We start from the raw sequence: 24,293 nt of genomic DNA on the forward strand, positions 1-24,293 counted from the left end.
GCCCTAGTCTTGACAATAGGAGGCTGCAAGCCCCTTGGACGATAGCTAATCCGAACCCTCGAACCCTCGAAGGAGGCCCGTATATTCACTTATAACCTACTCGCGGTTCTCCAATTCCCTTCTATCACTAGAACAATGGTATAATTTATCACAATAATTCGTTATAAATATTAAACATTTTCCGAAAACACGCGATCGCAGGTATATCATGGTAAAAAGTTTACAGCAGAGTTCAGTAAGTTCCACAAAAGCTTCGATCGTTTAATATTGACTTAGAAACAAAATCTTTAGCAGACAATGCTACTGCGATCGGGTTTTCCCATGGGGTGCTGTTGTAATTTCACAAATGAGCAACTACCCGCTACAAATTACCCGTTACGAATTAATAGCAACTTAAGTTGTTCATGAATACAATTTTTAACAGGGGTTTCATCTATGTTTGCTGTGCGTGAGATTAGCTCGGAGTTATCAGTGTTGCATATAGCTGAAATTTGTACTTGGAACATCTCCTTAGAATCAACTCTCCTAGACCTGCCACTCTACAACTGCCAAATTGAATTAACTCAACAGGCAAAAGAAGTAGCCCAGGCTTTTGAACAAAATTCCATGCTTCCCGGCGTCATTTTGACAGAGGGGGGTAATTTTGTTGGCATAATATCCAGGCGTCTATTTTTTGAAAAAGTTAACCGCCGCTACGGATTAGAAATGTTTTTCAAGCGACCCATAGAGGTATTGTACAAGTTTTCCAAGCCAGAACCGCTGGTACTTCCCGGCAGTAAATTAATAGTAGAAGCCGCCCAGGAATCGCTTTACAGGTCAGGAGAATTAATTTACGAACCCGTAGTAGTGGAAATAGCCCCTCAGACCTACAAGCTGTTAGACGTACACCAATTAATGGTCGCTCAATCAAGAATCCACCAATTAACAAATAAGTTACTCCACAAACAAACCCAAGCCAAACTCATCCAAACAGAAAAAATGGCGAGTTTGGGGAGGATTGTAGCAGAAGTAGCCCACGAAATCAGAAATCCGCTGAACTGTATTTGGGGAAATTTAACTTTTCTGCTGTCCTATTTTGAACACTTGCTCCAGCTAATGTCGCTTTATGAAGAAGAATATTCGGCACCGTGTGCCCGAATTGATGCCCTTAAAAAAGAAATTGAATTTGATTTTTTACAAGAAGATTTGCCGATCACCTTAGAAGGGATGGAGTTAGGAGCCTCGCAATTGCTAAAAATAGTTAACGGGCTGCACCACTTCTCTCACATGGACGAGACAAAACCAGCCGAGACAGACATTCACGAATGCGTGGAGATGACGCTGTTAATTCTGAAAAACCGCTTTAAAAACAGCATAGAAGTGGTTAAAAATTACGGCGAACTGCCGCTAGTTAGTGGCTACTCCGGTCAGTTGAGTCAGGTATTTTTGAATTTGTTAGTTAATGCTCTAGACGCCCTGACAGACTACGCAGCCGATCGAGAAATACACACCCCGTGCGGGGACAACTGGCAGCCCCAAATCGAAATTACCACTAAAGTTATAGAAACCGAACACGGCAAGAGGGCCGCAATTTGCATTGCCGATAACGGGCCCGGCATTGCCCCAGAAAATCACAAGCAGATATTTGAAACCTTTTTTACCACTAAACCAGCAGGCAAAGGCACCGGTATGGGGCTGGCTATCTGCAATCAAATCGTCACAGAAAAGCACGGCGGCCAACTGAGAATGCGATCGCAACCAGGTAAGAACACTGAATTTGAAATTCTCCTGCCTATAGTTGGCACAACATGATTAACTCAAGAATATTCTCGGTTGTTCGCTCCTGCGGTGAAATGATAGGGTAGCTTAGTAGTAGGTTCTCATTTCACTTTCCCAGCGTTTCGGCAACTAAAAGTTCCAGTGGCAAATAAATTCAGTTCCAAACTCCTTGGCCCTTCACTCTCCGAAGGCAGCCATCAAGACCTTTCCCTAGAGTCTACCCTCTGGGATTTGCCCCTGTATGACTTTCAGGTAAAATCGAGCTGCTTGGCCGTGGCAGTTGCCGAAATGTTTGAACAGCATCCCCTAGTGCCGGGGGTCGTCTTGATGGAAGCAGGAGAGTTTGCTGGCATGATATCCCGCAGGCAACTGCTGGAATATTTGCTTAAACCCCAAGGCCCAGAGCTCTTTTTGCACCTGCCGCTGAAAGTTCTCTACAGTTACGCTCGCGTCGAAATATTATTAGTCGCAGAGAGTACAACGATTTTGGCAGCAGCCCCGCAAGCTCTGCGTCGATCGCCCGAATTGCAGGCAGAACCGATCGTCGTCCAAATAGACTCCCAATCTTACCGGCTCTTAGACCCTAACGCACTAAACATCGCGTACTGGCAAATTCGTGGCATCGAAACTCAAGTCCGCTACGAAAGAGCCCAAACTCAAATGATTCAAAGCGAAAAAATGGCTAGTTTAGGGCGTTTAGTCAACGGAGTAGCCCACGAAATTTTAGATCCGGTAGGCTTTATTTGGGGGAATTTAACCTACGTCACCGACTACAGCAAAAACTTGATGGAGTTGCTCTCAGCTTACGACGCATACTGTACTGACCCCCCACCGGAAATAGCACGGCTCAAGGAAGAGATAGACTATGACTTTTTGCAAAACGATTTCCTCCGAACTGTTGCCAGCATTAAAGCCGGAGCCGAACGGTTGAGCAAGTTGGCAAGCAGTTTGCAAAACTTCTGCCACATCGACGATATTTATCCCAAACCCACCGACTTGCACGCCAACATAGACAGCATACTTTTGCTGCTCAAAAGTCGTTTGACTAGGGAAATCCAAGTAGTGAAAAACTACGGCTACCTGCCACCAGTGCCATGCTATGCAGGACAGCTAAACCAAGTATTTATGAATATCTTGACCAATTCTATTCATACGTTAATTAACGAAGCAGTCGGTCAAGAATTGGCGAAAGAGTTTAAAGGTGGAGGACTCAAAGACTTCGATCGCCAGCCTAAAATTGAAATCACCACTCAAGTCTGCTGTCCCGAACCTGCGGCGGATTTAGACAAACTTCATGTTCGCTGGGTGTCGATTTGCATATCAGATAACGGGCCAGGAATGTCACCTAGCAAGTACAAAAAAATCATAGAATCATTCTCTACGGAAAAACGCGCCCTCAAAGAAACGAGTTTAGCAGTTAGCTATCAAATTGTGACGGGCAAACACGGCGGTGCGTTCAGAATGCGATCGGAGTTAGGCAGAGGCACTGAATTTGAAATTTTGTTACCCTTGGCTTAAAGAAGGAAGAGGGAAGTTCGGCAACGGATTCTGTAACGGATGTAACGGATGTAACGGATCTCAGGAAGAAGGAAGAGGGAAGAAGTTACAGTGTATTCCTGATTTATGAAGTATAGGACACGGCAATGCCGTCTCCCTACCCATTATCTGTACTGCACTCAACAGTCAACACTCAACAGTCAACCATTCTCTAATTGACTGCCGCACATTTTACAAAATCTAGCATTAGCATCGTGTACAGACCAACCGCAACCTTTACAAACAGCTTCTCCGTGATTAGCACTTTTAACTAAGTGTTTAATCAAATCTCCCAATTGCCAAGGAATTAGAGCAATTCCCGTCAAAATCATCAAAATAGTCAGAAAACGACCGGATTCCGAAATCGGAGTAACATCGCCAAATCCCACGGTGGTCATGGTGACAACCGAGAAATAAACAGCATCCAAAAAAGTTCCAAAACTTTCGGGATTAGCCGGATGTTCGACTTGATAAATCAAACCAGAATAAACAAAAATTATTGCCAGCAAAGTAAACAAAATTCGAGCAAAAATCACCCCATCTTCGCTGCTGATGCGGAAAATAGAAATTTTTAATTCCAGAAAGCGGATGAGTCGGAGAATCCTAAACCAGCGGAAAATTCTGATAAAACTAACGTTGACAAATCCCAGTAAAAATGGTAATATTGCCAGCAAATCAATAATTGAAAAAAAACTAAAAATAAATTTAACTCGATTTTCGGCACACCATAGTCGCAATAAATACTCAAACACAAAAACAACTAAAAGCGCTGTATCGAGAGTTTGCAAATTAATTCTAACAGTTTCCGAAATCGGGTAAGTTTCGGCGATGAAGCTGGTCGAAGATAAGAGAATTAGTCCGGTAAGAGTTAAATTGACGGTTCTGCCAATTGGGGTTTCGATGTCTTCGAGATAAAATCCAATTTGCGATCGGGTTAACATAGATGAGATAATTAATACCATTTATGAGGTAAGGGAATTATCGCATATGAGTATCGAATTAACTAAGGGTGAAAGATTCAATCTTTCTAAAGAAACTCCTAATTTCAATAAAATTGCGATCGCCCTGGGGTGGCAAGTCAGCCAGACAGCCCAAAACTGCGACATTGACGCATCTGTTTTTATGTTAGCGGCGGACGGTCGCATTCCCGATGAAAAGTATTTTGTATTTTACAACAATCTGACATCGCCGGACGGTTCGGTGCGGCATTCGGGAGACAGCAGGAATGGACAAATTGAGGGAGATGATGAGACGGTTTATCTGGATTTGAGCAAAATCAATGCGGCGATTCAGGAAATTGTGTTTGTGGTGACTCTTCACGACGGACAGGAAAAAAATCAAAGTTTTAGTCAAGTTGAAAATGCTTTTATCCGGCTTTACAATTCAGAGACTCTTAGCGAATTGGTTCGGTACAATTTAAATCAGATATTTTCCCAAGAAACGGCTTTAGAATTTGGACGTTTGTATAAGAAGAATGGCGAATGGAGGTTTCAGGCCGTAGGACAGGGATATAATGCTGGGTTGCAAAGTTTTGTAGATAAGTATTATGTTGAGAATGCGGTTGAGAAAAGCTCGAATGCTGCTGAGAAGGTTGATGATGCTGAGGTTGTGAGGCGGTTTAGCGATCGGGTGGATAAGCTATTGCGGGAAGAGGCGATCGATCAGACAGCGCTTCCAGCATCTAGCGAAGCGGTAGAACAGTCGGCTGCTACTCCTGTAAATGCGGATACTATGCAATCTCAGGAAGAGGAAAAAATAGATGATTCTGCACTAGAAAATCTGGAAGCAGCTATTAGTGCTGAGGAATTTTGGAAACGGTATGAAGACGGAGAACGCGACTTTACAGGGATAAACCTAACGGGAGTGGATCTAAGTGGCAAAACTCTCGACTCTAATGTCAGTCTAAGTCAAGCAAACCTCAGCAGTGCCAATCTAGCAAATGCCAAGTTGATTCAAGTAAATTTGATTGGATCTAACTTGCAAGGCGCAAATTTGAACTCAACAAACTTGCAAAGTGCGGATTTGATTGAAGCTAACTTAAGTGGGGCTAACTTAACTAAGGCAATCTTGTATTATGCAAGACTAATTCAGGCAAATTTGAGTCAAGCCAACTTAAGTGAAGCAAAGTTAGATAAGGCAAACCTGACTACAGCAAACCTCAGTAGAGCTAACTTAACTCAGGCAAGTCTAGGTAGTGCTAACCTGACAGGAGCCGATTTAAGCCAATCGAAGGTAACTAAAGTCAACCTTAGTGGTGCCAACCTCAGTGGTGTTAACTTAACAGGGGTAAGTTTGACTGGGGTAAACCTTCAAGGAGTTAACCTTAGTGGCATGAATTTGAGTGGGGTAAATTTGACTGGCACAAATCTAAGTTATGCCAAGTTGATTGGGATTAACTTAAGTGGAGCAAGTTTGAGTGGGGCAAACTGTTTAGGCGCTAACTTGGATGGTGCTAACCTCACAGGGGTAAATTTGATTGGGGTAAACTTACAGAGCGTTAATCTGAGCGGGCAAAACTTGAGTGGCTTTAATCTGTCTGGGGTTAACCTACATTATGCAAACTTAAGTGAAGCAGACTTACATTCTACAAACTTGTGTGGGGCAAATTTGAGCTATGCAAACTTAGAGAAAACTAACCTGAAGGAAGCTAAACTGGTTGGAGCAAATCTGGACTATGCAACACTTACAGGTGCAATTATGCCAGATGGCACAATTCACGAATAAATTCGATCGCCAATATTAAACAGCAAGATGGACAATGTATTTGTTTCAATTTAACCGAAAGTCCGCCAGGGAATGAATTCCCATGCTAATAGTAAAAGTCTTCTGAAGAGGACTAATGAGTTCTTCAGTCATCATAGCGAGGACTTTTGCTATGAGGCAGGGGTTTAAACCCCTGCCGGACTGAGGGAAATAGCGTTAAATTGACACCAATGGTGTGCATCGCCTTCCATAAAAATAAAGTATGATGAGTGTGAAATATCAAATACATAGATTGTCGATGAATGAATCTGACACAGAAATTATAGAATCCACCCTCAGATGGATGACGGAGTTTGTCGAGTTGCCGCATCCAGTTTTTAGCGATTTACCGATTTGTCCCTTCAGTAAAAAAGCACGCTTGGCTAATCAAATTTTATTCAAAATCGAGCGGTTTTCTGCGCTGACTGAGTTCGATCGCGATTCTGCCATAATGAAATCCATTTATGAATTGTACAATTCGGAATTTGAAATCATGGTAGTAATTAATCCCGAAAAAACAGCAATTACTGCGCCAGAAACTAAAGAATTGATAGACAAATTGAATAATCAGATTTCAGAATTGGGCTTGCTGGCTTTTCACATCCATCCCGAAGAAGATTTTAATATTGACGGGCTTCATACTAGGAGGATGCCGTATCCGGGCTTCACCGTTCAAGTAAATTCTAAGCTGAAGCCAGCTTCCGATGCTTTAGAGAAAACTGAATATTACAAAAATTGGACTGCCGAACAACTAAAATATTTCGGGATTCCGAGAAATTGACGATCGCCCGCCCTCCCCGCGCATCTCTGTGCCATTACAATAAACTCAGCAAAAAATCTTTACACATAAGAACTCATGCAGCTTAAGTCAACAACCCGCCATATTCGCATATACACCGCCATCCTCGAAGATAACGAACTCGTACCCAGCAACGACCTTTTGACCCTCGACATTGACCCAGATAACGAACTTAACTGGAACGACGAGTCAGTCAAACAGGTATATGCCAAATTCGACCAACTCGTAGACGCATACGAGGGCGAAGACTTGACCGAGTACAACCTCCGTCGTATCGGTTCGGAGTTGGAACACTTGGTACGATCGCTCTTACAAAAAGGCCAAATCAGCTACAATCTCAACAGCCGCGCTGTCAACTACAGCATGGGATTGCCTCAAGTTGATGCCAAAATTCACCTGTAACGGCGATCGGGCGATCGGCATTTATGTCAACTTAAGATTGAAACCCATAATAAATGTCGCTTGTAGCTGAGTTTCGATCCCTCCTACTTCTCTTAATCAGGGGAGTACGGGGGGAAAAGAGGGTTCTGTTTTTTCTCTCGCTTTGGGGATTTAGACTTGGATACAGAGGAAAGGTGGAGATGGGGAGAATTGGGAAAATCTGCTTTTATTCTTCTTCCTGCTTGTTTCTGACTCCTGACTCCTGACTCCCGGCTTCTTCCTTGTTCCGACTGCGATCGGACTTCTCCCCCGCCTCCCCAGCATCAACCGGAGAATTTGGAACGCGATCGCGTTCCAAAAACTGTTTAACTGCAAGTTGGCGGTTGGTCATAAACTGACCCCAAGCGCCGGGAAACAGCCCATCCAAGGTTTCCACCAGCGCCCAAACCTCAAGATTCATCACTTTGTAATAAAAACTGTGAGAATGTTGAATGCTAGTGAGTATTTCGTCTATTTCAACAGCAGGCGGCAGCTTCGGATCGGGCAAATTCTTGGGAAAGGCGCTGGGCTCATGTGGGGGCATGGTTAAATACTCAACAGCTTGCAGAGGCCGGTCAGTCGATTTTAGATTTTAGATTTTAGATGGACTCCACAGATGAATCTGGGGGCTTGAACTAATATCTAATTTTTTTTGCTCTCCACGACTCCTGTCGGGGGCTTGCGTCCCTCAGTAGATGTGAGATGTGAGATTGTCGATTTTATACTTTAGATGGACTCCACAGATGAATCTGCGGGCTGGAACTAATATCTAATTTTTTTTGCTGTCCACGATTCGTGTCGGGGGCTGGCATCCGTCAGTCGATTTTAGATTTTAGATTTTAGATTGACTCGACAGATGAATCTGCGGGCTTGTATCCGTCTTTGGGTAGGGTTAAATTTAACTTCTGTTGCGAAACTAGGGTGCGAGGCACAGATGACCCTTCGCGAGAAAACCGACAATTGATATTTATTTATACCTGTCGGCTCAGGTGATTTCTACCTAGCAGCATCATACCATTATAGTTAGTCTAAAATGTCAATTCCCTTGAGTGCTGCGATTTCTTCGGAAATGGCCACTATCAGGAATATGCTGAAAACAGCGTGATTTCAAGCCGAGGACTTGGGCCTCGCGCGATCGTCTAACTCTGAAAGCTCCTAGCAAAATTCATCGGCGGGTTAACAAAATGGTAGACTATTTGTGTCAGTACAAGACATTAAAACCTACCCCTGGACTGGGGGAAAGTCACGCCTAAAACATTGTCAGGAGATATCACTACGCACACAACAGTGGAAACGTGGTGAGCCCGGGAACCTGAAAAATCAGGATATTAGGACTGCGAAGTCTTAAGAATCTCCGTCTGTTGAGAAAGCGGGGGTGTCAAATAATCGCCACGTATCAACCCGTCGAGGTTCAATCGCTAAAATAGTTCAGATCAGCACGCTTGCCCAAAGGCGTCAGGAACCCTTATGCAAAACTCTGTGGCAAAACACTACTTATGGGCTTTAGGTGAAGGGATCAAAGGGTGTAAGCCAGGCGATCTGATCGCTGGTCGCTACTTGGTCAAGCGCGATCGACTTCTTGTCGATACTCAACCCGAACACTTGCCAGAACTGCCCGATGAGATTCCGAGTGTTGTCACTCCTTATCTGAGACTGTTTGCCTATCAGTTGCACGTACCTCAAGTATACGGCCTGGTATCGTCCAAGATGAGCAAGCTATCGGGAGATATCTGGCTGCTGGAAAACGGGCCTATTTTGAAGGTGACGGAATCTTTAATGCCGGAATTGGCGGACTCCTGGAAAGGAGCAGCAGCGATGCGCCAGCTCAATTGGCTGTGGCAAATGGCCCAGTTGTGGCAGCCGTGTATCGCTCAGGGCGTGGCTTCGACGCTGCTGACTCCGGAACTGCTGCGGGTGGAAGGGCAATTGGTGCGGTTTCTGGAATTGCAGCCCGATCGCAAACCGCCTCATTTGTCGCAGTTGGGCAAATTGTGGCAGCAGTGGCTCGAAGATGCTCACCCAACTATTGCCAATTTTTTGAGGCAACTTTGCCAGCAAATGGTTGCCGGTCAAGTGCGCCACGGCGAACAACTGATGGGCCAATTGGATAAAGCTTTGGCAAAATGTGGCAAATTGTACGATCGTCACGTTGAAATTGCCACGGGCACGGATGTAGGCAGATCCCGCGCTCACAACGAAGATGCTTGCTATCCGCCCAGCGGTACGCTGTTCGCAGGAAAGCCGGGTGCGGAAGCTTGCGCGATCGTCTGCGACGGTATCGGTGGACAAGACGGCGGCGAAGTCGCTTCGGAAGAAGCGATTGGTGTGCTGCGCGACAAGTTGCAGCAAATGCCCCTGCATCAGGCTAATTGGGATCCGTTGAGCCTGACTTCCAAGCTGGAACGGGCGGCTTGTGCTGCTAACGACAAGATAGCCAGTCGCAACGACAGCGAACACCGCCAAGGCCGGCAGCGGATGGGAACTACCCTAGTTATGGGTTTAGCCCACATTCACGAACTCTACGTCGCCCACGTCGGAGACAGTCGGGCTTACTGGATTACCCGCACCGGCTGCTATCAAGTTACTCTCGATGATAATGTGGCTTGCCGCGAGGTGCGTTTGGGCTACTCTCTCTACCGGGATGCTTTGGAACAAGTAGCCGCCGGAGCTCTGATTCAAGCTTTGGGCATTACTTCGTCCAACACTTTGCACCCGACTGTGCAGCGTTTTCCGGTGGATGAAGACTGCGTTTTGCTGCTGTGTTCCGACGGTTTGAGTGATAAAGACCGGGTTGAGGAATGTTGGGAAGCGGAGATTTTGCCAATTCTCGACGGTACCATTAATTTGGGTAAGGCGCGCGATCGACTGATTGATATTGCTAATACTAGAAACGGTCACGATAACGTCACTGTTGCTTTAATTCACTGTCAAGCACATTTGAGGGAAGAAGGCAATACTTTTACAGAACTGTCTGTCGCACCTTTAGATACGCCGATCGAACTAATTTCCGACAGCGAGGATTTGCCAACGGATTTGAATGAGCCGACAAGCCCTGGCGATGGGAATTCTGAAGGAAAAACGCAGTTGTTACAGCCGGAAAAAAGCAAAAGTTTATTTTCGCTGCTGCTGAAAATTTTATTTTTATTAGGATTAGGGGGTGTATTTGCTTATTTTTTCATCCCTCCGGTGGGTCGCGCGATCGATACTGCCGGGGAGTCGATTTTCGGGAAACGGGGTTTAATTAATGCTGGAAGGATGCCGGAGAAAACAGTTGAATCTGTAGCTTCTCCTGTCCAATCTTTAGAAACAGGATCGTTTATAGAGATTAAAAGTTCTGCGGCTGGGGAAGTGGGAAAAGAGGGCGATCGCTTGGATTTGCGAGGCGCAATCGGTGAGTTGACTGTCAAAGGAACAGTCCCAGCCGGCAGCGTTTTGCAGGTGACAAACAAACAGCTTACGCCTCAAGGCAATTGGCTGGAATTGAAAGTTTGTTCGCTTCCTGAAATAGTGCGATCGAACTCTCCGAAACCCGAGTCTAATAAAGATTTTTCTACAGTTTCAAAACCGACACTGAATCCATCTCCCGCTGTGGCAACTCCCTCGCCTTCCCCGGCAGTTAAGCCAACAGTTGAAGTAGAAAGCGCCAAGCTGCAACCGGGGGAAATCGGATGGATTCAAGAACAAGCTGCTGTTTCTAAAGTAGTCTCTAACCTAGTATTAAACCCAACTCAACAGGGGAAATGCGTTGCTTCTGACTGAAATCCAAATGCTAATTAAACTCTCATTGCTAGATTTTGCAGAGGGGATTTGAGTAAGTTTGAGAAAAAGGAAGATACCTCTTGCTAAAGATGGAGGAATTTAAGGCAGACAGAGACTTAAATTGAAATCGGAGTCCAGCCAGCCGAAGATTTATCAAATTCTTGATGCCAGAGCGAACTATGACGAAAATCACAGACTATTTCCAGGGAGTTTATGCGGTAAATCTACCTGAGAGGAAAGATCGACGCCAGCTCATAGTCAACGAATTAGAGGAAGCAGGAATGCCCCTCACGCCCCATAAAATTGAGATATTTCCCGCAATCCGCCCCGACGAAGCTGGAGGTTTCCCCAGCATTGGGGCGAGGGGATGCTTTTACAGTCACTTAGCTATCCTCAAGCAGGCAAAACAGCAGGGATTGAGCAATATCCTGATTGTAGAAGACGACCTAGAAATTTCACCAAAGTTAAGAGCACACCAAGCTGTTATCGTCGAACAACTGTGTCAGCAAGATTGGGATTTCGTCTACTTCGGACACGTCGAAGAGATTGAACAAAAGCCTCCTGTCGCCCTCGTGCCCTTTTCTGAGGAGGTGATGACAACTCATTTTTACGCTGTAAATGGCAGGATTTTCGATCGCCTCCTGCGGTTTCTGGAAGAACTGCAACAGCGACCTCCGGGACATCCCGACGGCGGCCCGATGCACCTCGACGGAGCTTATTCTACTTTCCGAGCTCAAAATCCTGATGTTGTCACCTTGATTGCTTCTCCAAACCTGGGGTGGCAAAGGAGTTCTCGTAGCGACATCTCTCCTAATGCCTGGTTTGACCGTGTACCTGGGGTCTGGCAATTGGCAGGTGCAGCAAGAACAACCAAAACATGGCTGAAGCGTAGCCTTTCTACTTAATTGAGTTCGAGTTTAAAATAGTTTACTCAGCTCGAATCTGTGAGCACAATTGTCCGGAAAATAATTAATACCAAATCCGGGTTTATTACTCCCTTGATGAAGGAGGGGGTTGAAACCTTTTAACCTCAAACTATACAAATAAAGTCTGCCGGAGTTTACGCGACACGACGTAGGCTCGGACAGAGTAAGAGATCCAGGAAATATTTATGCCGGATTTGGTATCAGCATATTTGATAGGATGCTTGATTGCTAACCTAATTTCTTAGATACCTCTGCAAGTTTAGTCACCATTTGTGAGACGGCTTTGTCAACTGCCGCGCTCAAAAGTGACTCTTCATTGCTGCTGCCAGAATTGCCGCTGACACCTCTGACAGAAATATTAGAATCGCTTTGATCGGCTTCTCCTACTGCTTTGGCAGTGGCAAGAATATCTCCCGAAGCTGTACCGATTAACCGCACATCTATTTGAACGGTAGCTTTGGTTTTTTGTGAACCAGCGCCGATTCCCATGAAACTGCCGCCGCCGGATTGTTTGTCGATATTAAACTTGGTAATGGTGCCGATAAGCACGGCGTCAACTCCTAATTGTTTGCCAATTTCGGCTGCTGTGCCGGCATCCATCGCACCGCTGCGGTTTTGCTGTTTGAGCACTTGTTCGAGTTTGCTGCGATCGACTACTGTATAAGTGCCGTTGTTGACGAGTTCGTTGATTAGCAGTTCGCTGATGCCTTTGGCGGCGCCGACTCCCCGGTAGGAAGTGTAATAGCTGTTGGTGGTGCCGTAGTCGAAGTCCATGACGACTAGGCGCTTTTTGGCAGTAGCTTGGGCGAGTTGGGTTGCGGGTTGGGTGGTGGCTGGTGTGGCGATCGCATTGACTGAAACGCCTGCTAGCATTAGGGTAACGAGGGAAATGCTGGTTAAGCGAGATATGGTGGTTGTTTTCATAAAGCTTACCTCACAGTAGTTTTGTGCCGACTCTAGGATACTTTACGGAACAGCCCGATGTCAGGGTTGGGGGTGAGGATGTTGAAATTGGAGGTTTTTAGTGTTTTTTGACTTTCAACAGGCTTAATTTTGGTTAATTAACCGCAGAGGACGCAGAGAACTCAGAGAAACAGAGGAAGAGTTTAATCAAGCTTTCAATGCTTTATAGGGATTTAAGGGTTTTCCTGCCAAAAAATCTAATATCTCTGTACTCTAACGTGGGAACAAACCGCACAGCCATCCAAAATTCCAGTTACGCCCCAGATTCCATAAAACCCATCAACCAATTAGCCATCGTCGCCCTGCGAGTCTGTCGGGGCCCAAATTCCCCAATTTTATAGCCTTTAAAGCCCAATTTTTCCTTCAGCAACTGCTTGTTTTCTGGAGGGGTCGATCGAGTCAATTTCACTGTCGCGGGCCTAGAATCGATAAAATCGGGCGGTTCCGGGTACTCTTGCCGCCACTCGGCTGCAACACCTGCACTGTTCCACTTGCCAGTCTCGGCATCCCAGCGGTAGCCCAGATACTGCCAAACTAATCGGTTGACGGCAGCATCGTCGATTTCTTCGTTGAGAATAGCCCAAATAGTTTCGTTATTCAGCGGTGGTAATTCAGACATGAGCGCGATCGAATCGGAAATAAAAAAAGTTTAACTCACATTAAATAATATTATCAGAAACGGGCAAGATGCCCGTTCCACAAAAAATCATAGGAATTTGTTTGTGGGGTGGACACGCCAGCCCGCCCAAAATGCCACACCCCAAAAAATTAATTATTCAAAATTCCGTCTTTCTCGGCCATAGACAGCATTAAGTCAATCACGCGACTAGAATAACCCCACTCGTTGTCGTACCAAGAAACAACTTTGAAAAACTTAGAATTCAGTTCAATTCCCGCACCTGCATCGAAAATGCTCGATCGCGCGTCGCCCTGAAAATCTGTCGAAACCACCGCATCCTCAGTATATCCCAGAATGCCTTTGAGTTCGCCCTCCGAAGCTTTTTTCATTGCTTCACAAATTTCTTTATAGCTAGTTTCCTTCGCCGTTTTGAAAGTAAGGTCAACTACAGACACGTCGGGAGTTGGCACCCGCAAAGCCATTCCAGTCAATTTTCCTTTCAATTCTGGCAACACCAAAGTAACAGCTTTTGCTGCACCGGTCGAAGATGGAATAATATTTTGAGCCGCACCGCGTCCTCCCCGCCAATCTTTTTGGCTGGGGCCGTCTACAGTTGGTTGAGTAGCTGTCATTGCATGAACTGTAGTCATTAAACCTTCTTCCAAACCGAAGTTATCGTTGATAACTTTGGCAATTGGTGCTAAACAATTTGTCGTACAGCTAGCATTAGAAACAACCGTATCTTTTGTCGGGTCAAATTTGTGGTGGTTGACGCCGACTAGAAAAGTTGGAACTTTTTCCGGGTCTTTTGTCGGTGCTGAAAGTATTACTCGTTTTGCTCCCGCCGTCAAGTGTTTTGATGCGCCTTCAAAATCTGTAAACAATCCGGTAGATTCTACAACATAGTCTGCACTCGTTTTATCCCAAGGCAATTCTGCCGGATTTCTAATCGCTGTGCAGGGTATAAAATTTCCGTCAATGACAATGCCGTCTGGTTTGCTTTCCACTTCGCCGTCGTAGATGCCGTGGGTAGAGTCGTATTTGAAAAGATAAGCCAGGTTGTCTGGCGAAACTAAGTCGTTAATGCCGACAAATTCGATGTTGGGGTTTTTGATGCCGGCACGCATGACTAGCCGTCCGATGCGACCAAATCCGTTGATGCCGACTTTTAATGCAGCCATGTTTAAACTCCTATTGAAAATATCGTTAGTCGATCTGGCGTTAGCGAAGCCCGCCCCTACGGGGGCTACGCCAACGAAGAGGATCGCCTGTTGTGGCTTAGAATTTACCACGCTAACGGATTTTGGCAACTGATTCTTTTCTATCTCTTAAGAATTCTGAATTCTGCCCTGGCTGGGAAGGGCAATTAATCCTGAAATGACCGCTGACTAATGGCTAATGGCTGCTTTTTGTCAAATTGTAAAAGTGCTATAATAGACAGAAATTATTTTCAAAATTGCCTTTTTAAAATCACGCTAAAGTAATAATAAAAAACTTATCCAAAAGCCGAAACGGATTGGCCTTATCACCAGTGGCGATTGTCGGAACCAAAGCCTAGGATTACAGTCGCAGATACGCGCAAGGACACGGCAATGCCGTGTCCCTAAACATATGGTGTAGAATCTATGTGTAGCTCAATTTTTCCGCATTGGTATAATCACCAATAACTAATGACTACCCGACGCACCTAGTAATTAGCAATTCCACCGCATCTGAAATAAAACACGACCCACCAAATTTATTGAGCACGGGTCTAATGTTTTCTGCAACTGCTGAAACTTGAGCTGGGGAACAAAAAGCAAGCACATAAATGTTATCCAGCGCCGTCATTGATGAATCACGGGAAACGTGATCCCTAGTGCTTTTTCCAGCGACATCACGAATCACCGAATAACCGGGTACGCCTGCTTTATCTAAACCGTCTAAAATCTTGCCGAGTTCTACTGAGTGGGCTATGATTTCTACTCTTTTGACTGACTCCATCATCTCACCTCCAAAACATATTGATTCCGTATAGATACAGGGGAATGCCTACAATGATATTAAATGGAAATGTCACTGCTAAGGCAGTTGAAATGTAAAGACTTGGATTCGCTTCGGGAACAGTTAGGCGCATGGCTGCTGGTACTGCTATATAAGAAGCACTCGCGCACAATACGGCAAACAGCAAAGTGTCTCCCTGCGGCATTCCGATTAATTTGGCTATTACCAAAGCAATTACTGCATTGACTATCGGAATTAGGATTGCAAAGCCGATCAGAAAAATTCCTGCTTCTTGCAAATCTTTAATTCTGCTAGCGGCAACCAGCCCCATGTCTAGCAAGAAAAAAGTCAGAACTCCGTAAAACAAGTCTTGAGTAAACGGACTCATAACTTCCCAACCATGTTCTCCTGTCAGTACGCCCATAATTAGGCTGCCAATCAGCAGAAAAACTGAACTGTTTAGGAATGCTTCTTGCAACACTTCGGGCCAAACTATTTCGCGTTTTCCTTCTTCCCCGCCAAATATACTGACTAGAATCAGACCAACTATAATTGCTGGGGATTCCATTAATGCTAGCGCGGCTACCATGTAACCGTCAAAGTCGATCCCCTGTGCTGTGAGGAAGGAGGTTGCGGTGATAAATGTGACGGCGCTGATGGAACCGTAGGTGGCTGCGATCGCCGCGGCATTGTAAGAGTCGAGTTTTATCCTCAGTATGAAAAAAGTATAAATTGGTACTAGCATTGACATCAGCATCGCTGCCAAAATTGTCAGGGCGATTTGCTGGTCAATTCCGCTTTTGGACAGTTCGACGCCACCTTTAAATCCGATCGCAAACAGCAGGTACAGCGAAAACAGTTTGGGGATGGGCGCTGGAATTTCTAAATCAGATTTGAGAAAAATTGCCAGCATTCCCATGAAAAAAGCTAATATTGGGGGATTTAAGATATTTGACGATACTAAACTCAAATCCACGATCGGTCACTCCCTTTTCTTGCGTTTTTAATATTACTTCCCCAGTAATTGTTGCACGAGAATGGATCAATAGACCGATCGAACTTTTTGACTCCGAAGCTTGATTACGCTAAATACACTCAAATACGGCAAAGCCGCACAGTACGCACCGTACAACGAGTAAGGTGTGCACTGTGCGCCCGCAGGCTAAGTATTGTTGTTTAACTTAACTAAGCAACTGCCAAATAAGACTCTAGCGCTTCGGAACCACCGATCAACTTGCCGTCGATAAATACTTGCGGCACAGTTGTAGCCCCAGTTACAGCCCGGAGCGATCGAGTTGTGATATCTCGACCCAAGACGATTTCTTCATAATCCAAGCCCTTTTGACTCAGCATTGCCTTAGCCTTAGCGCAGAAGGGACAGCCCATTTTTGTAAACAGCGAAACTACCTTCGGCTTGGCTGCTGCAGAGTTGATGTAGTTGAGCATCGTCTCGGCATCGGACACTTTGAAAGGGTCGCCCGGTTCCTCTGGCTCAATAAACATTTTTTCAACCACGCCATCTTTTACCAGCATCGAATAACGCCAAGACCGCTTCCCAAAGCCTAAATCTGTTTTGTCTACCAGCATTCCCATGCCTTGAGTAAACTCGCCGTTACCGTCGGGAATTAACGTCACATTGTCTGATTCTTGGTCTTTGGCCCACTCGTTCATCACAAAGGTGTCGTTGACGGAAATACAAACGATTTCATCTACGCCGTTTTCTTTGAAAACTTTGGCCAATTCGTTGTAACCGGGGAGGTGCGTGGACGAACAAGTGGGAGTAAAAGCTCCTGGCAGCGAGAAGACTACTACGGTTTTACCTGCAAATATATCATCGGTGGTGACATCGACCCACTGGTTGTCTTTGCGAGTGCGAAAGGTGACTTTGGGTACTCTTTGACCTTCTTGGTTCGTCAGCATGATTTTAAATTTTTGGGTACTTGGGTTCAATTCCTTTGCTTATTATAGCGTACTCATAACGAGTATGAGTTGTCAAGGGGAGGCGAGTTTTTTTCTCGGACTTGGGCGCGCGCGAGCTCAGTTCATTGTCTTTGCGACGATAGTTTGAATCATAGTCCGAATCAATCTCGCGGCGCGCGCGAGCTCAGTTCATTGTCTTTGCGACAGCTAGCAGATTTAAAACTTGCTGTTTAAGTAGGTCGGCAATTCTGTCTCCATTCCTTTGCTGCTGCTAACGGGTGAGGATTTTTTACACATTCTGTCAACATATCGATATTAATTCCCGGTAGCAATTCGCTTTGTGTGATTAATTCATAACCGCAGTTGGACACGAATTCAACCGGAATTTCTTCTCGCAAATGGTAGATAGAAAATCGGTCATTTCGCCAGAACCAAACCTCTCGCACATTCAATCTTCTATACAGTTCTAGTTTATTGATGCTGCCACTGGTAACAATCACTTCAATTACCAAATCGGGAAATTCTTTATCTGTGCCAATACAGTAAGCTTCATCCGGTTCCGTACCGCCACTTTTTTCCTCTTGTCGCAGAGTTGTAGACCCAAAAGGGAAATATTCGATGTCAGCTTCTACAAAATAAATAAGCAGCAGATCTCCAATGCGAGTTTTTCTACTTTCATGGCGGCGAGAAGGCGACATAATTTCCAAAACTCCATCTAAATAAGTAACTCGATATCCTGCCGCATCTCCAATCCGATTCAGCAGTGTCTCGTATTGTTCCCAGTTGGCGCTATCGGTAAGGTAGCGATCTTCAGGATCTTGGCGTTGGAGTGCTTGTTCTTTAAGTAGCGTATCTAGCTCGCTCGTCAGCATCGGTATTACCTCCTTACAAGTTGTTCTAATCTTAGCTCAACTTTATTCCCAATTAAACTGCCTTCCCAAATATTCCTCTAATTCCTGATTGTAAGGTTGGAAATAATCGCTCAACCTGTCGCGAACCGATTCATTTACCCGCTGATAAGAACCAGGATTAGCATTTTGGTACTCAGACAATTGATATTCCGGCAAATCTAAAAATTCTAAAACCTGCTGGACTATAGCCGCCGCACCTGCATAAAAATCTTCACTTTTCAAAATTAACAACTGTTCTCTAGGAAAGAAAGCCAGCCAGTTTTTAATAAATTCTATGTACCTACCGCGAGCTAAATAATTCCCCGGTTCCTCGCCGATGATGTATTCTGGATTTTGACTCAACCGTTCAATTTCATCGCTAATTACTCGATCGAGCGATCGCGCTTCCCAATTTAAGCCAGTCAAGCGGTAAAATTGAGAAATCGCCCGATCGACCGGATTTCGCAACAGTACAATCAGTTTAGCCTCTGGAAACAGCCTGTAGAGGCGTTCCGGTGCTTCCCGAGAGTCAAAATAGCTCGGACTTGCTTCGCCCGTCAAAAATTGCTCTCCCGGAGGCATTGGCGGAAAATGAGCCAAATACCAATCAATTCCTCTGTCAAAGTGCCACGAAAAAAAATCCATCTCCTTTTTAATCGGAGTCAAAATTTGCGGGTGTTTGGATAAATAAGTATACAGAGAAGTCGTCCCGCACCGCTGAGAACCAATAATTATAAAGTTAGGAACTTTGACTGATTTTAAGTTCCAATTTTGTATAACAGGCATCTTGCCTGTATCTGCTTGTGGAACAGGTATCTTGCCTGTTCTCTTACTAATAAGAGATGCAAAAATTTGTTTGTAACTGACAGTTCGATAAAAATCAATCGCCTCTGGAACTTTACCTTGCCTCGTTAAAGCTTCTCCCAAATTCAGATAAGGCCAAAAAGCCTCCGGTTGAGCTGCAACAACTTCGCGGCACAAGTTCTCAACTTCATCTAGCTTGTTTTGCCTAACAAAAACTTCCCACAAATTGTAATAAAACCACCAAGGAATATCGGGATTTATTTCTATAGCTTGGAAAAATGCCGCCGCCGCTTCCTCCCAATATTTTTGGTGGCTCAGAACAGCACCTAAATTATAATAAGACCAGCAATCATCGGGTTTTTGGGCGACAGTTGCGCGAGATGAGGCTAATGCGCGATCCTCTTCGATGGCTGCGCTAACGCACTTTTCTTGCTGCTGCAACAAATCCTCTAATTTCGCGGAACTTATTGCACAACTCGGTATATTTGTCAATAGCAACTTGTAAAGAATTATTGCGCTCTTTGGGCGATCGTACTTGGCTAAATTCTCTCCTAACTGCAAATAAAACTCCCAGTTTTCGGGTGTAATTTGCAATTGAGATTGTTCTAACACTAAATTTAAATCCGACTCTGTTTGTCCGAGAGCATATCCCAACTTCTCGTAAATTCCTGGCAAATCTCTGTCAATTTCAACAGCTTTTAAATACGTGGCGATAGCTTCATCCCACTGTTTGAGTTTAGTTAAAGCGTCACCTAAATTGCAAAAAGACCAAGCAAAATCCGAATTGAGTGCAATCTCGCAGCGGTAAGCAACAGCAGCCTCTTCCCATCGCCGAAGTTTCAGCAAAGCATCGCCCAAATTGTGATAAGACCAGGAAAAATCTGGATTTAACTCAACAGCTTTTTTGTAAGCAGCGACAGCTTCCTCCCATTTTTCAAGTTTCAGAAAAACATCGCCCAAACTGTGATAAGACCACGAAAACTTGGGATTTAATTCAATAGCTTGTTTGTAAGCAGCAACAGCCTCATCAAACCGACCGCTTTCTTGCAGAGAGTTCCCCAAATTGTGGTAGTCATTATCCATGCAAAACTCCTGCCATAGCAAGTAATTTTTCCAGCGAGTTCAAATCCAACTGCATATCTTTATGTAAAGGTTTGGTCGGAGTTCCATCATCAACCAAATCACCAATTAAATAGTAATGTTCCAAATCACACAAATTGCTAATCATCCAATAACAATGCGGAACGTAAAGGGGAGAAAAAATCTCAATTACCTTAGTTCCCGGACTGCAAAAAACTAGATTTGTTAACCCCCCTCCGTGGGGTGCGACAACTACTTTAGCAGCAGCCAAACACGATGCTTGTTCCGCTATCGACATCGTTTCCAGCTTGACACTGCGGAACCCAAATTTTTCTAAGTATTTAATTACCTCTTCATCGTTGACGATTCGCCGATAGGAAGCTTGTTGGCGGCTGATATAAATCCGCTCCGAATAGTCGGTGCTTAGTGGCTGTTGTTCCTTTAAAAAGGTCTTTCTGAGATATTGACACTTCCATTTTGAAACCGCGCCCGATCCGTCATAAGATATTGATGGAACTATTAATTTATCAGAGGTAATATGTAATTTGCAGCGACTTTCTAAAAGTTTATCTTGAGAAATTCCTAAAGTATTTAAAGTTTCTGCTTGATAGGAAGAATCCGAGGCATTGACAACAAACTTATCTATAGTTTCTATCAATCCGCTCCGCTGCAAAAGGTCAAATCGCGTAATCACATCAAACATCCAATGAAAATAAGCTGCTCCACCCCAGCGAGCAGATAAAAAAGCCACATTTCCATCGACGTGTTCAGCGGGAGGCAATTTGTCGGAAGTGATTACCAATTCCGCACAACCCATTGAAATGTCAGCAACAAGTTTATTTTCTGAAGTAATGACGGCGCTAGTCACAACATCTGCCCAAGCTCTTCCTTTTGGCAATACGGCAACAAAAGCTTTTCTTGAATGACTTTGATGTTCCCAGAATCTACGGCTGCTATCGATTGTTTTGGAATCAGATAAATTGATTGGACTCGCAGGATGGATGTCAATGCAGGTGAGGTTAGGATTTGATTCTGGTGCAACGGTCAAATCTTCTGTAAATCCGCAGTATTTTTTGAGAATACTTAAGGGTAAATTTTGATTACTGCATTTTGCCCGATCGCTCTCATCGCCTTCTCCTTGTTGTTCCAGAGCATAACCTATATTATCGTAAGCTTCAAACAAATCGGGTTTAATTTGCAGGGCTTGAACTAAATTAGTGATTGCAGGTTCCCACTGCTGTTTTGCAAGGAAACTCAAACCCAATCCTTCGTAACACCAGCAGGATTTGGGTTCGAGATTGATGCCTTTTTCGTAAACGGCGATCGCCCTTTCTAATTCCCCTTGATTCCGCAGTGCATCACCCAACTTTTTGTACAACCAACTATGATCGGGTTCTAGCTCAATAGCACGATCAAAAGCCCCTGCTGCTTCAAACCAATTTTCTTGTGATTCCAGAACTTCCCCCAAACTATTGTACAGCCAACAATCATTGGGGTTTAATTCAATAGCTTTGCGGTAAGCCGCCGCCGCTTCTTCCCAATTTTCCAGTGCAACCAAAGCCCTACCTAATCTCTCGTAGGACCAACAGAAATCGGGATTGAGTTCAACTAACTTGCGGTAAGCCACAGCAGCTTCCTCGCACTCAGAAAGCTCCATCAGCACATCGCCTAAATTGTTGTAAGTCCAACAAAAATCTGGATTTAACTCAATAGCTTTGCGGTAAGCAGCAGCGGCTTCCTCGTGTTGCTCAATCGCCTGCAAAGTTTCCCCCAAAAAGTGGTAAGCCCAACTAAAATGAGGGTTGAGTGCGATCGCCTGTTGGTAAGCTGCCCTAGCTTCGTCAAATAGTTCTTTCTTTTGCAAACTTTTACCCAACTTTTGGTAAGTTAAGTAGTTGCCAGACTTTATTTTAATAGCTGTTTGATAGCGGGCTATCGCCTCATCCAAATAACCGGAGTTCGTCGCAATATCCCCCAACTTTTCCCAACCCAGAGACAACAGAGTTTGCTCTTCGCCCAAACTTTGATTGCCGATTTTTTTGACAATCAGTTGATAGCCTTTGTGTACAACTTCTAACTGACTTCCAAACATCTCCAAAAAAACATCTATCCCAATTTTAGTATCTTGCTCCGGGCTGTCGGGAAACGTAAACTCGTAATCATCAAAAATCATCAATCCCCCAACTTTCACCAACCTCCAAGATAAAATCGCATCTTGCAGAGCACTGGTAGGTTTGTGACAGCCGTCAATGTAAGCAACATCGAAATATTCCGAAGCCAAATTAATTAACAAATCTTGAGAGTAACCTTCTAATTCAATTACCCGAGCTGCTGCTCCCGTTTTAACAATATTGCCCTTAAAATGTTGTTGAAAATACAAATCAATACAAGTAATCTTTGCCGTCGGATGAGTTAAAATATTATCCAGCAGCCAGCAAGCAGACATTCCCTGAAAACTGCCGATTTCCACAACTTGAAAATCCGCAATTCCGGTAAATTGCTGCAAATGCCGTTGCCAAATAGGAATATTGTGGGTAAACCAATCTTGGGTAAATTGATAATCTTTCGCCGCACACTCAGGCCAACCCCTCAATTCGCTCGCTTTTTGGTGGCAAATAATTGCTTCTTCTAATTCCCCTAATTGCGGTAAAATATTTCCTAAATCGTTGTAAGGCTTAGAATTAGCCGGATCTATTTCTATTTGGTGGCGGTAAGTGGCAATTTGTGCGTATAACTCCTGTTGTTTTGCCCGAACATCATTTAGTTGGGCGACAACTTCCGCAGCATTGGGTTCAATTTGCAGGGCCATGCTATAAAATACGATCGCACCTTCCAACTGCTTCTGTTTTGCTAAACTATTGCCTAAATTTATATAAAATTCCGCTCCATCTAACTCAATTCCCAGCAATTTGTGGTAATTTTTCCCGCTTGCAAGTACCTCAATAGATTGACAATAAGTTGCGATTGTGCTTTCTAAACCCGATTCGCTCCGCTTCCGCAAAACATATCCCAACCGCTGATTAATTCCCGTCAAATTCGGCTCCATCTGAACCGCGTGCAGGAAAGCAGCCACAGCTTCATCCCAGGATTGTTCGCAGGTGAAGGCTATTCCCAAATTGACATAAAACCAAGGAATATTTGGATTTATTTCAATAGCTTTGCGGTAGCAACTAATAGCTTCGGGCCACAGTTGTTTTTGAGCCAAAGCGTCCCCTAAGCAATTGTATGCCCAGTAAGAATTATCATTGATTTCCAGAGTCTGACGGTAACATTTAATGGCTGCATCAAAATCCTGTTTTTGCGCGAAAACATTACCTAAACCCACGTAAGCACGAGCGTATTTGGGATTGAGTTCGAGGCTTTTGTTGTAACAGGCGATCGCCCGATCGAATTCTCCTCGCTCCGCCCAAGTTTTACCCAAACTGTGGTAAGATTCAAACGAATTTGGATTGATGGCAATGGCTTGTCGGTAATTGGCGATCGCCTCATCCCACCGCTTCTGACCAACCAGCATTTCTCCCAAATTGTGATAAGCTGTTGCTAGGTTTGGATTTAACGCAATTGCCCGCGAATAACATTCAATAGCGCGATCGAACTTTCCCAATTCAACCAAACTATTTCCCAGAGTGACGTTTTCCTCAGCAGTTGCCCAATTCGGCTCGATATTAAAAGCTTGATACCAACAGTCTGCCGCCTCTTCTCGCTTCTCTAACTGCGTCCAAATTCTCGCCAACTGCCGATAAACAGCAGCAAAATTCGGCGCTAGCGAAATTGCTTTTTCACAATTTACGATCGCCTTTTCCCACTGTTTCCCCTGAGAATACAAAATACCGAGATTAGCATAAACTTCCGGCAAATTTGGATTGCGATCGATCGCCGATTCATACCACTGCTTAGCTTGCTCGATTTCACCTCGAACCTGCATCACCTTTCCCAGCGTCTGGCAAGCTGCAGCCAAATTCGGTTCAATTTTCAACGCTGACTCGCAAGCAGCAACTGCCTCATTCAACTTTCCTTCGGCTAAATAAACTTCTGCTTGCCGACTCAAATCAACCGCTGCCTTTTCCATCTTCTCAATCGAGGGCATAATTAAA

General features: G+C 44.6%; 18 protein-coding genes. 7 read left to right on the forward strand and 11 right to left on the reverse strand.

From position 1 onward, the window contains the following. Positions 1–435: 435 nt before the first annotated feature. Both QUA25_RS00480 and QUA25_RS00485 read left to right on the forward strand, forming a co-directional pair. Complete coding sequence (locus tag QUA25_RS00480; RefSeq protein ID WP_333034728.1) at positions 436–1,791, forward strand: ATP-binding protein; 1,356 nt, start codon at positions 436–438, stop codon at positions 1,789–1,791. Positions 1,792–1,899: 108 nt separating this feature from the next. Beyond that, the gene (locus QUA25_RS00485) at positions 1,900–3,276 is read left to right on the forward strand and encodes an ATP-binding protein (protein WP_333034730.1); all 1,377 of its coding nucleotides are present in this window, start codon (positions 1,900–1,902) and stop codon (positions 3,274–3,276) included. 179 nt (positions 3,277–3,455) lie between these two features. Here the strand turns inward: QUA25_RS00485 and QUA25_RS00490 are convergent, their stop codons facing one another. Continuing rightward, a complete protein-coding gene (locus QUA25_RS00490) occupies positions 3,456–4,256 on the reverse strand; it encodes an ion transporter (RefSeq protein ID WP_333034732.1) in 801 nt (266 codons plus the stop codon). A 25-nt stretch (positions 4,257–4,281) separates the two neighbouring features. Here QUA25_RS00490 and QUA25_RS00495 point away from each other — a divergent pair, with 25 nt between their 5' ends. The 3 genes from QUA25_RS00495 (at position 4,282) to QUA25_RS00505 (ending at position 7,237) form a co-directional block, all read left to right on the forward strand. Beyond that, on the forward strand, positions 4,282–6,018 hold the full coding sequence (locus QUA25_RS00495; protein ID WP_333034733.1) for a pentapeptide repeat-containing protein: 1,737 nt from the start codon (positions 4,282–4,284) through the stop codon (positions 6,016–6,018). Positions 6,019–6,295: 277 nt separating this feature from the next. Further along, positions 6,296–6,817: a hypothetical protein gene (locus QUA25_RS00500; RefSeq protein WP_333034734.1), complete on the forward strand. Its 522-nt coding sequence runs from the start codon at positions 6,296–6,298 to the stop codon at positions 6,815–6,817. A 75-nt stretch (positions 6,818–6,892) separates the two neighbouring features. Then, positions 6,893–7,237, forward strand: a complete 345-nt coding sequence (locus tag QUA25_RS00505; RefSeq protein ID WP_333034736.1) for an NAD(P)H-quinone oxidoreductase subunit M — start codon at positions 6,893–6,895, stop codon at positions 7,235–7,237. 205 nt (positions 7,238–7,442) lie between these two features. Here QUA25_RS00505 and QUA25_RS00510 read toward each other — a convergent pair whose 3' ends face one another. Next, positions 7,443–7,799 (reverse strand): hypothetical protein, encoded by a 357-nt coding sequence (locus tag QUA25_RS00510; protein WP_333034739.1) that lies wholly within the window; start codon positions 7,797–7,799, stop codon positions 7,443–7,445. Between the two features lie 923 nt (positions 7,800–8,722). On the opposite strand from QUA25_RS00510, the gene QUA25_RS00515 reads away from it, so the two are divergent. Both QUA25_RS00515 and QUA25_RS00520 read left to right on the forward strand, forming a co-directional pair. Beyond that, a complete protein-coding gene (locus tag QUA25_RS00515; RefSeq protein WP_333034742.1) occupies positions 8,723–11,014 on the forward strand; it encodes a protein phosphatase 2C domain-containing protein in 2,292 nt (763 codons plus the stop codon). 179 nt (positions 11,015–11,193) lie between these two features. Then, a complete protein-coding gene (locus QUA25_RS00520) occupies positions 11,194–11,919 on the forward strand; it encodes a glycosyltransferase family 25 protein (RefSeq protein WP_333034743.1) in 726 nt (241 codons plus the stop codon). 249 nt (positions 11,920–12,168) lie between these two features. Here QUA25_RS00520 and QUA25_RS00525 read toward each other — a convergent pair whose 3' ends face one another. The 9 genes from QUA25_RS00525 to QUA25_RS00565 all read right to left on the reverse strand — a co-directional run bounded on the left by QUA25_RS00525 (position 12,169) and on the right by QUA25_RS00565 (position 24,286). After that, positions 12,169–12,864 carry an LPS assembly lipoprotein LptE gene (locus tag QUA25_RS00525; protein ID WP_333034744.1) on the reverse strand — a complete coding sequence of 232 codons (696 nt, stop codon included), beginning with the start codon at positions 12,862–12,864 and terminating at the stop codon, positions 12,169–12,171. A 292-nt stretch (positions 12,865–13,156) separates the two neighbouring features. Next, positions 13,157–13,522: a DUF1823 family protein gene (locus tag QUA25_RS00530; RefSeq protein WP_333034746.1), complete on the reverse strand. Its 366-nt coding sequence runs from the start codon at positions 13,520–13,522 to the stop codon at positions 13,157–13,159. 149 nt (positions 13,523–13,671) lie between these two features. Further along, on the reverse strand, positions 13,672–14,703 hold the full coding sequence (gene gap / locus QUA25_RS00535; protein ID WP_333034748.1) for a type I glyceraldehyde-3-phosphate dehydrogenase: 1,032 nt from the start codon (positions 14,701–14,703) through the stop codon (positions 13,672–13,674). 493 nt (positions 14,704–15,196) lie between these two features. Next, a complete protein-coding gene (locus QUA25_RS00540) occupies positions 15,197–15,508 on the reverse strand; it encodes a P-II family nitrogen regulator (protein WP_223300725.1) in 312 nt (103 codons plus the stop codon). A 1-nt stretch (position 15,509) separates the two neighbouring features. Further along, on the reverse strand, positions 15,510–16,481 hold the full coding sequence (locus tag QUA25_RS00545; RefSeq protein ID WP_333034751.1) for a sodium-dependent bicarbonate transport family permease: 972 nt from the start codon (positions 16,479–16,481) through the stop codon (positions 15,510–15,512). 209 nt (positions 16,482–16,690) lie between these two features. Beyond that, positions 16,691–17,425, reverse strand: a complete 735-nt coding sequence (locus QUA25_RS00550) for a glutathione peroxidase (protein ID WP_333034753.1) — start codon at positions 17,423–17,425, stop codon at positions 16,691–16,693. A 230-nt stretch (positions 17,426–17,655) separates the two neighbouring features. Further along, positions 17,656–18,297 carry a Uma2 family endonuclease gene (locus QUA25_RS00555; protein ID WP_333034754.1) on the reverse strand — a complete coding sequence of 214 codons (642 nt, stop codon included), beginning with the start codon at positions 18,295–18,297 and terminating at the stop codon, positions 17,656–17,658. Between the two features lie 42 nt (positions 18,298–18,339). Further along, the gene (locus tag QUA25_RS00560) at positions 18,340–20,202 is read right to left on the reverse strand and encodes a tetratricopeptide repeat protein (RefSeq protein WP_333034756.1); all 1,863 of its coding nucleotides are present in this window, start codon (positions 20,200–20,202) and stop codon (positions 18,340–18,342) included. Next, on the reverse strand, positions 20,195–24,286 hold the full coding sequence (locus QUA25_RS00565; protein WP_333034757.1) for a tetratricopeptide repeat protein: 4,092 nt from the start codon (positions 24,284–24,286) through the stop codon (positions 20,195–20,197). Before QUA25_RS00565 ends, QUA25_RS00560 begins: the two co-directional genes overlap by 8 nt. Between the last annotated feature and the right edge of the window lie 7 nt (positions 24,287–24,293).

This window comes from Microcoleus sp. Pol17C6, assembly GCF_036701145.1.
GTDB lineage: Bacteria > Cyanobacteriota > Cyanobacteriia > Cyanobacteriales > Microcoleaceae > Microcoleus.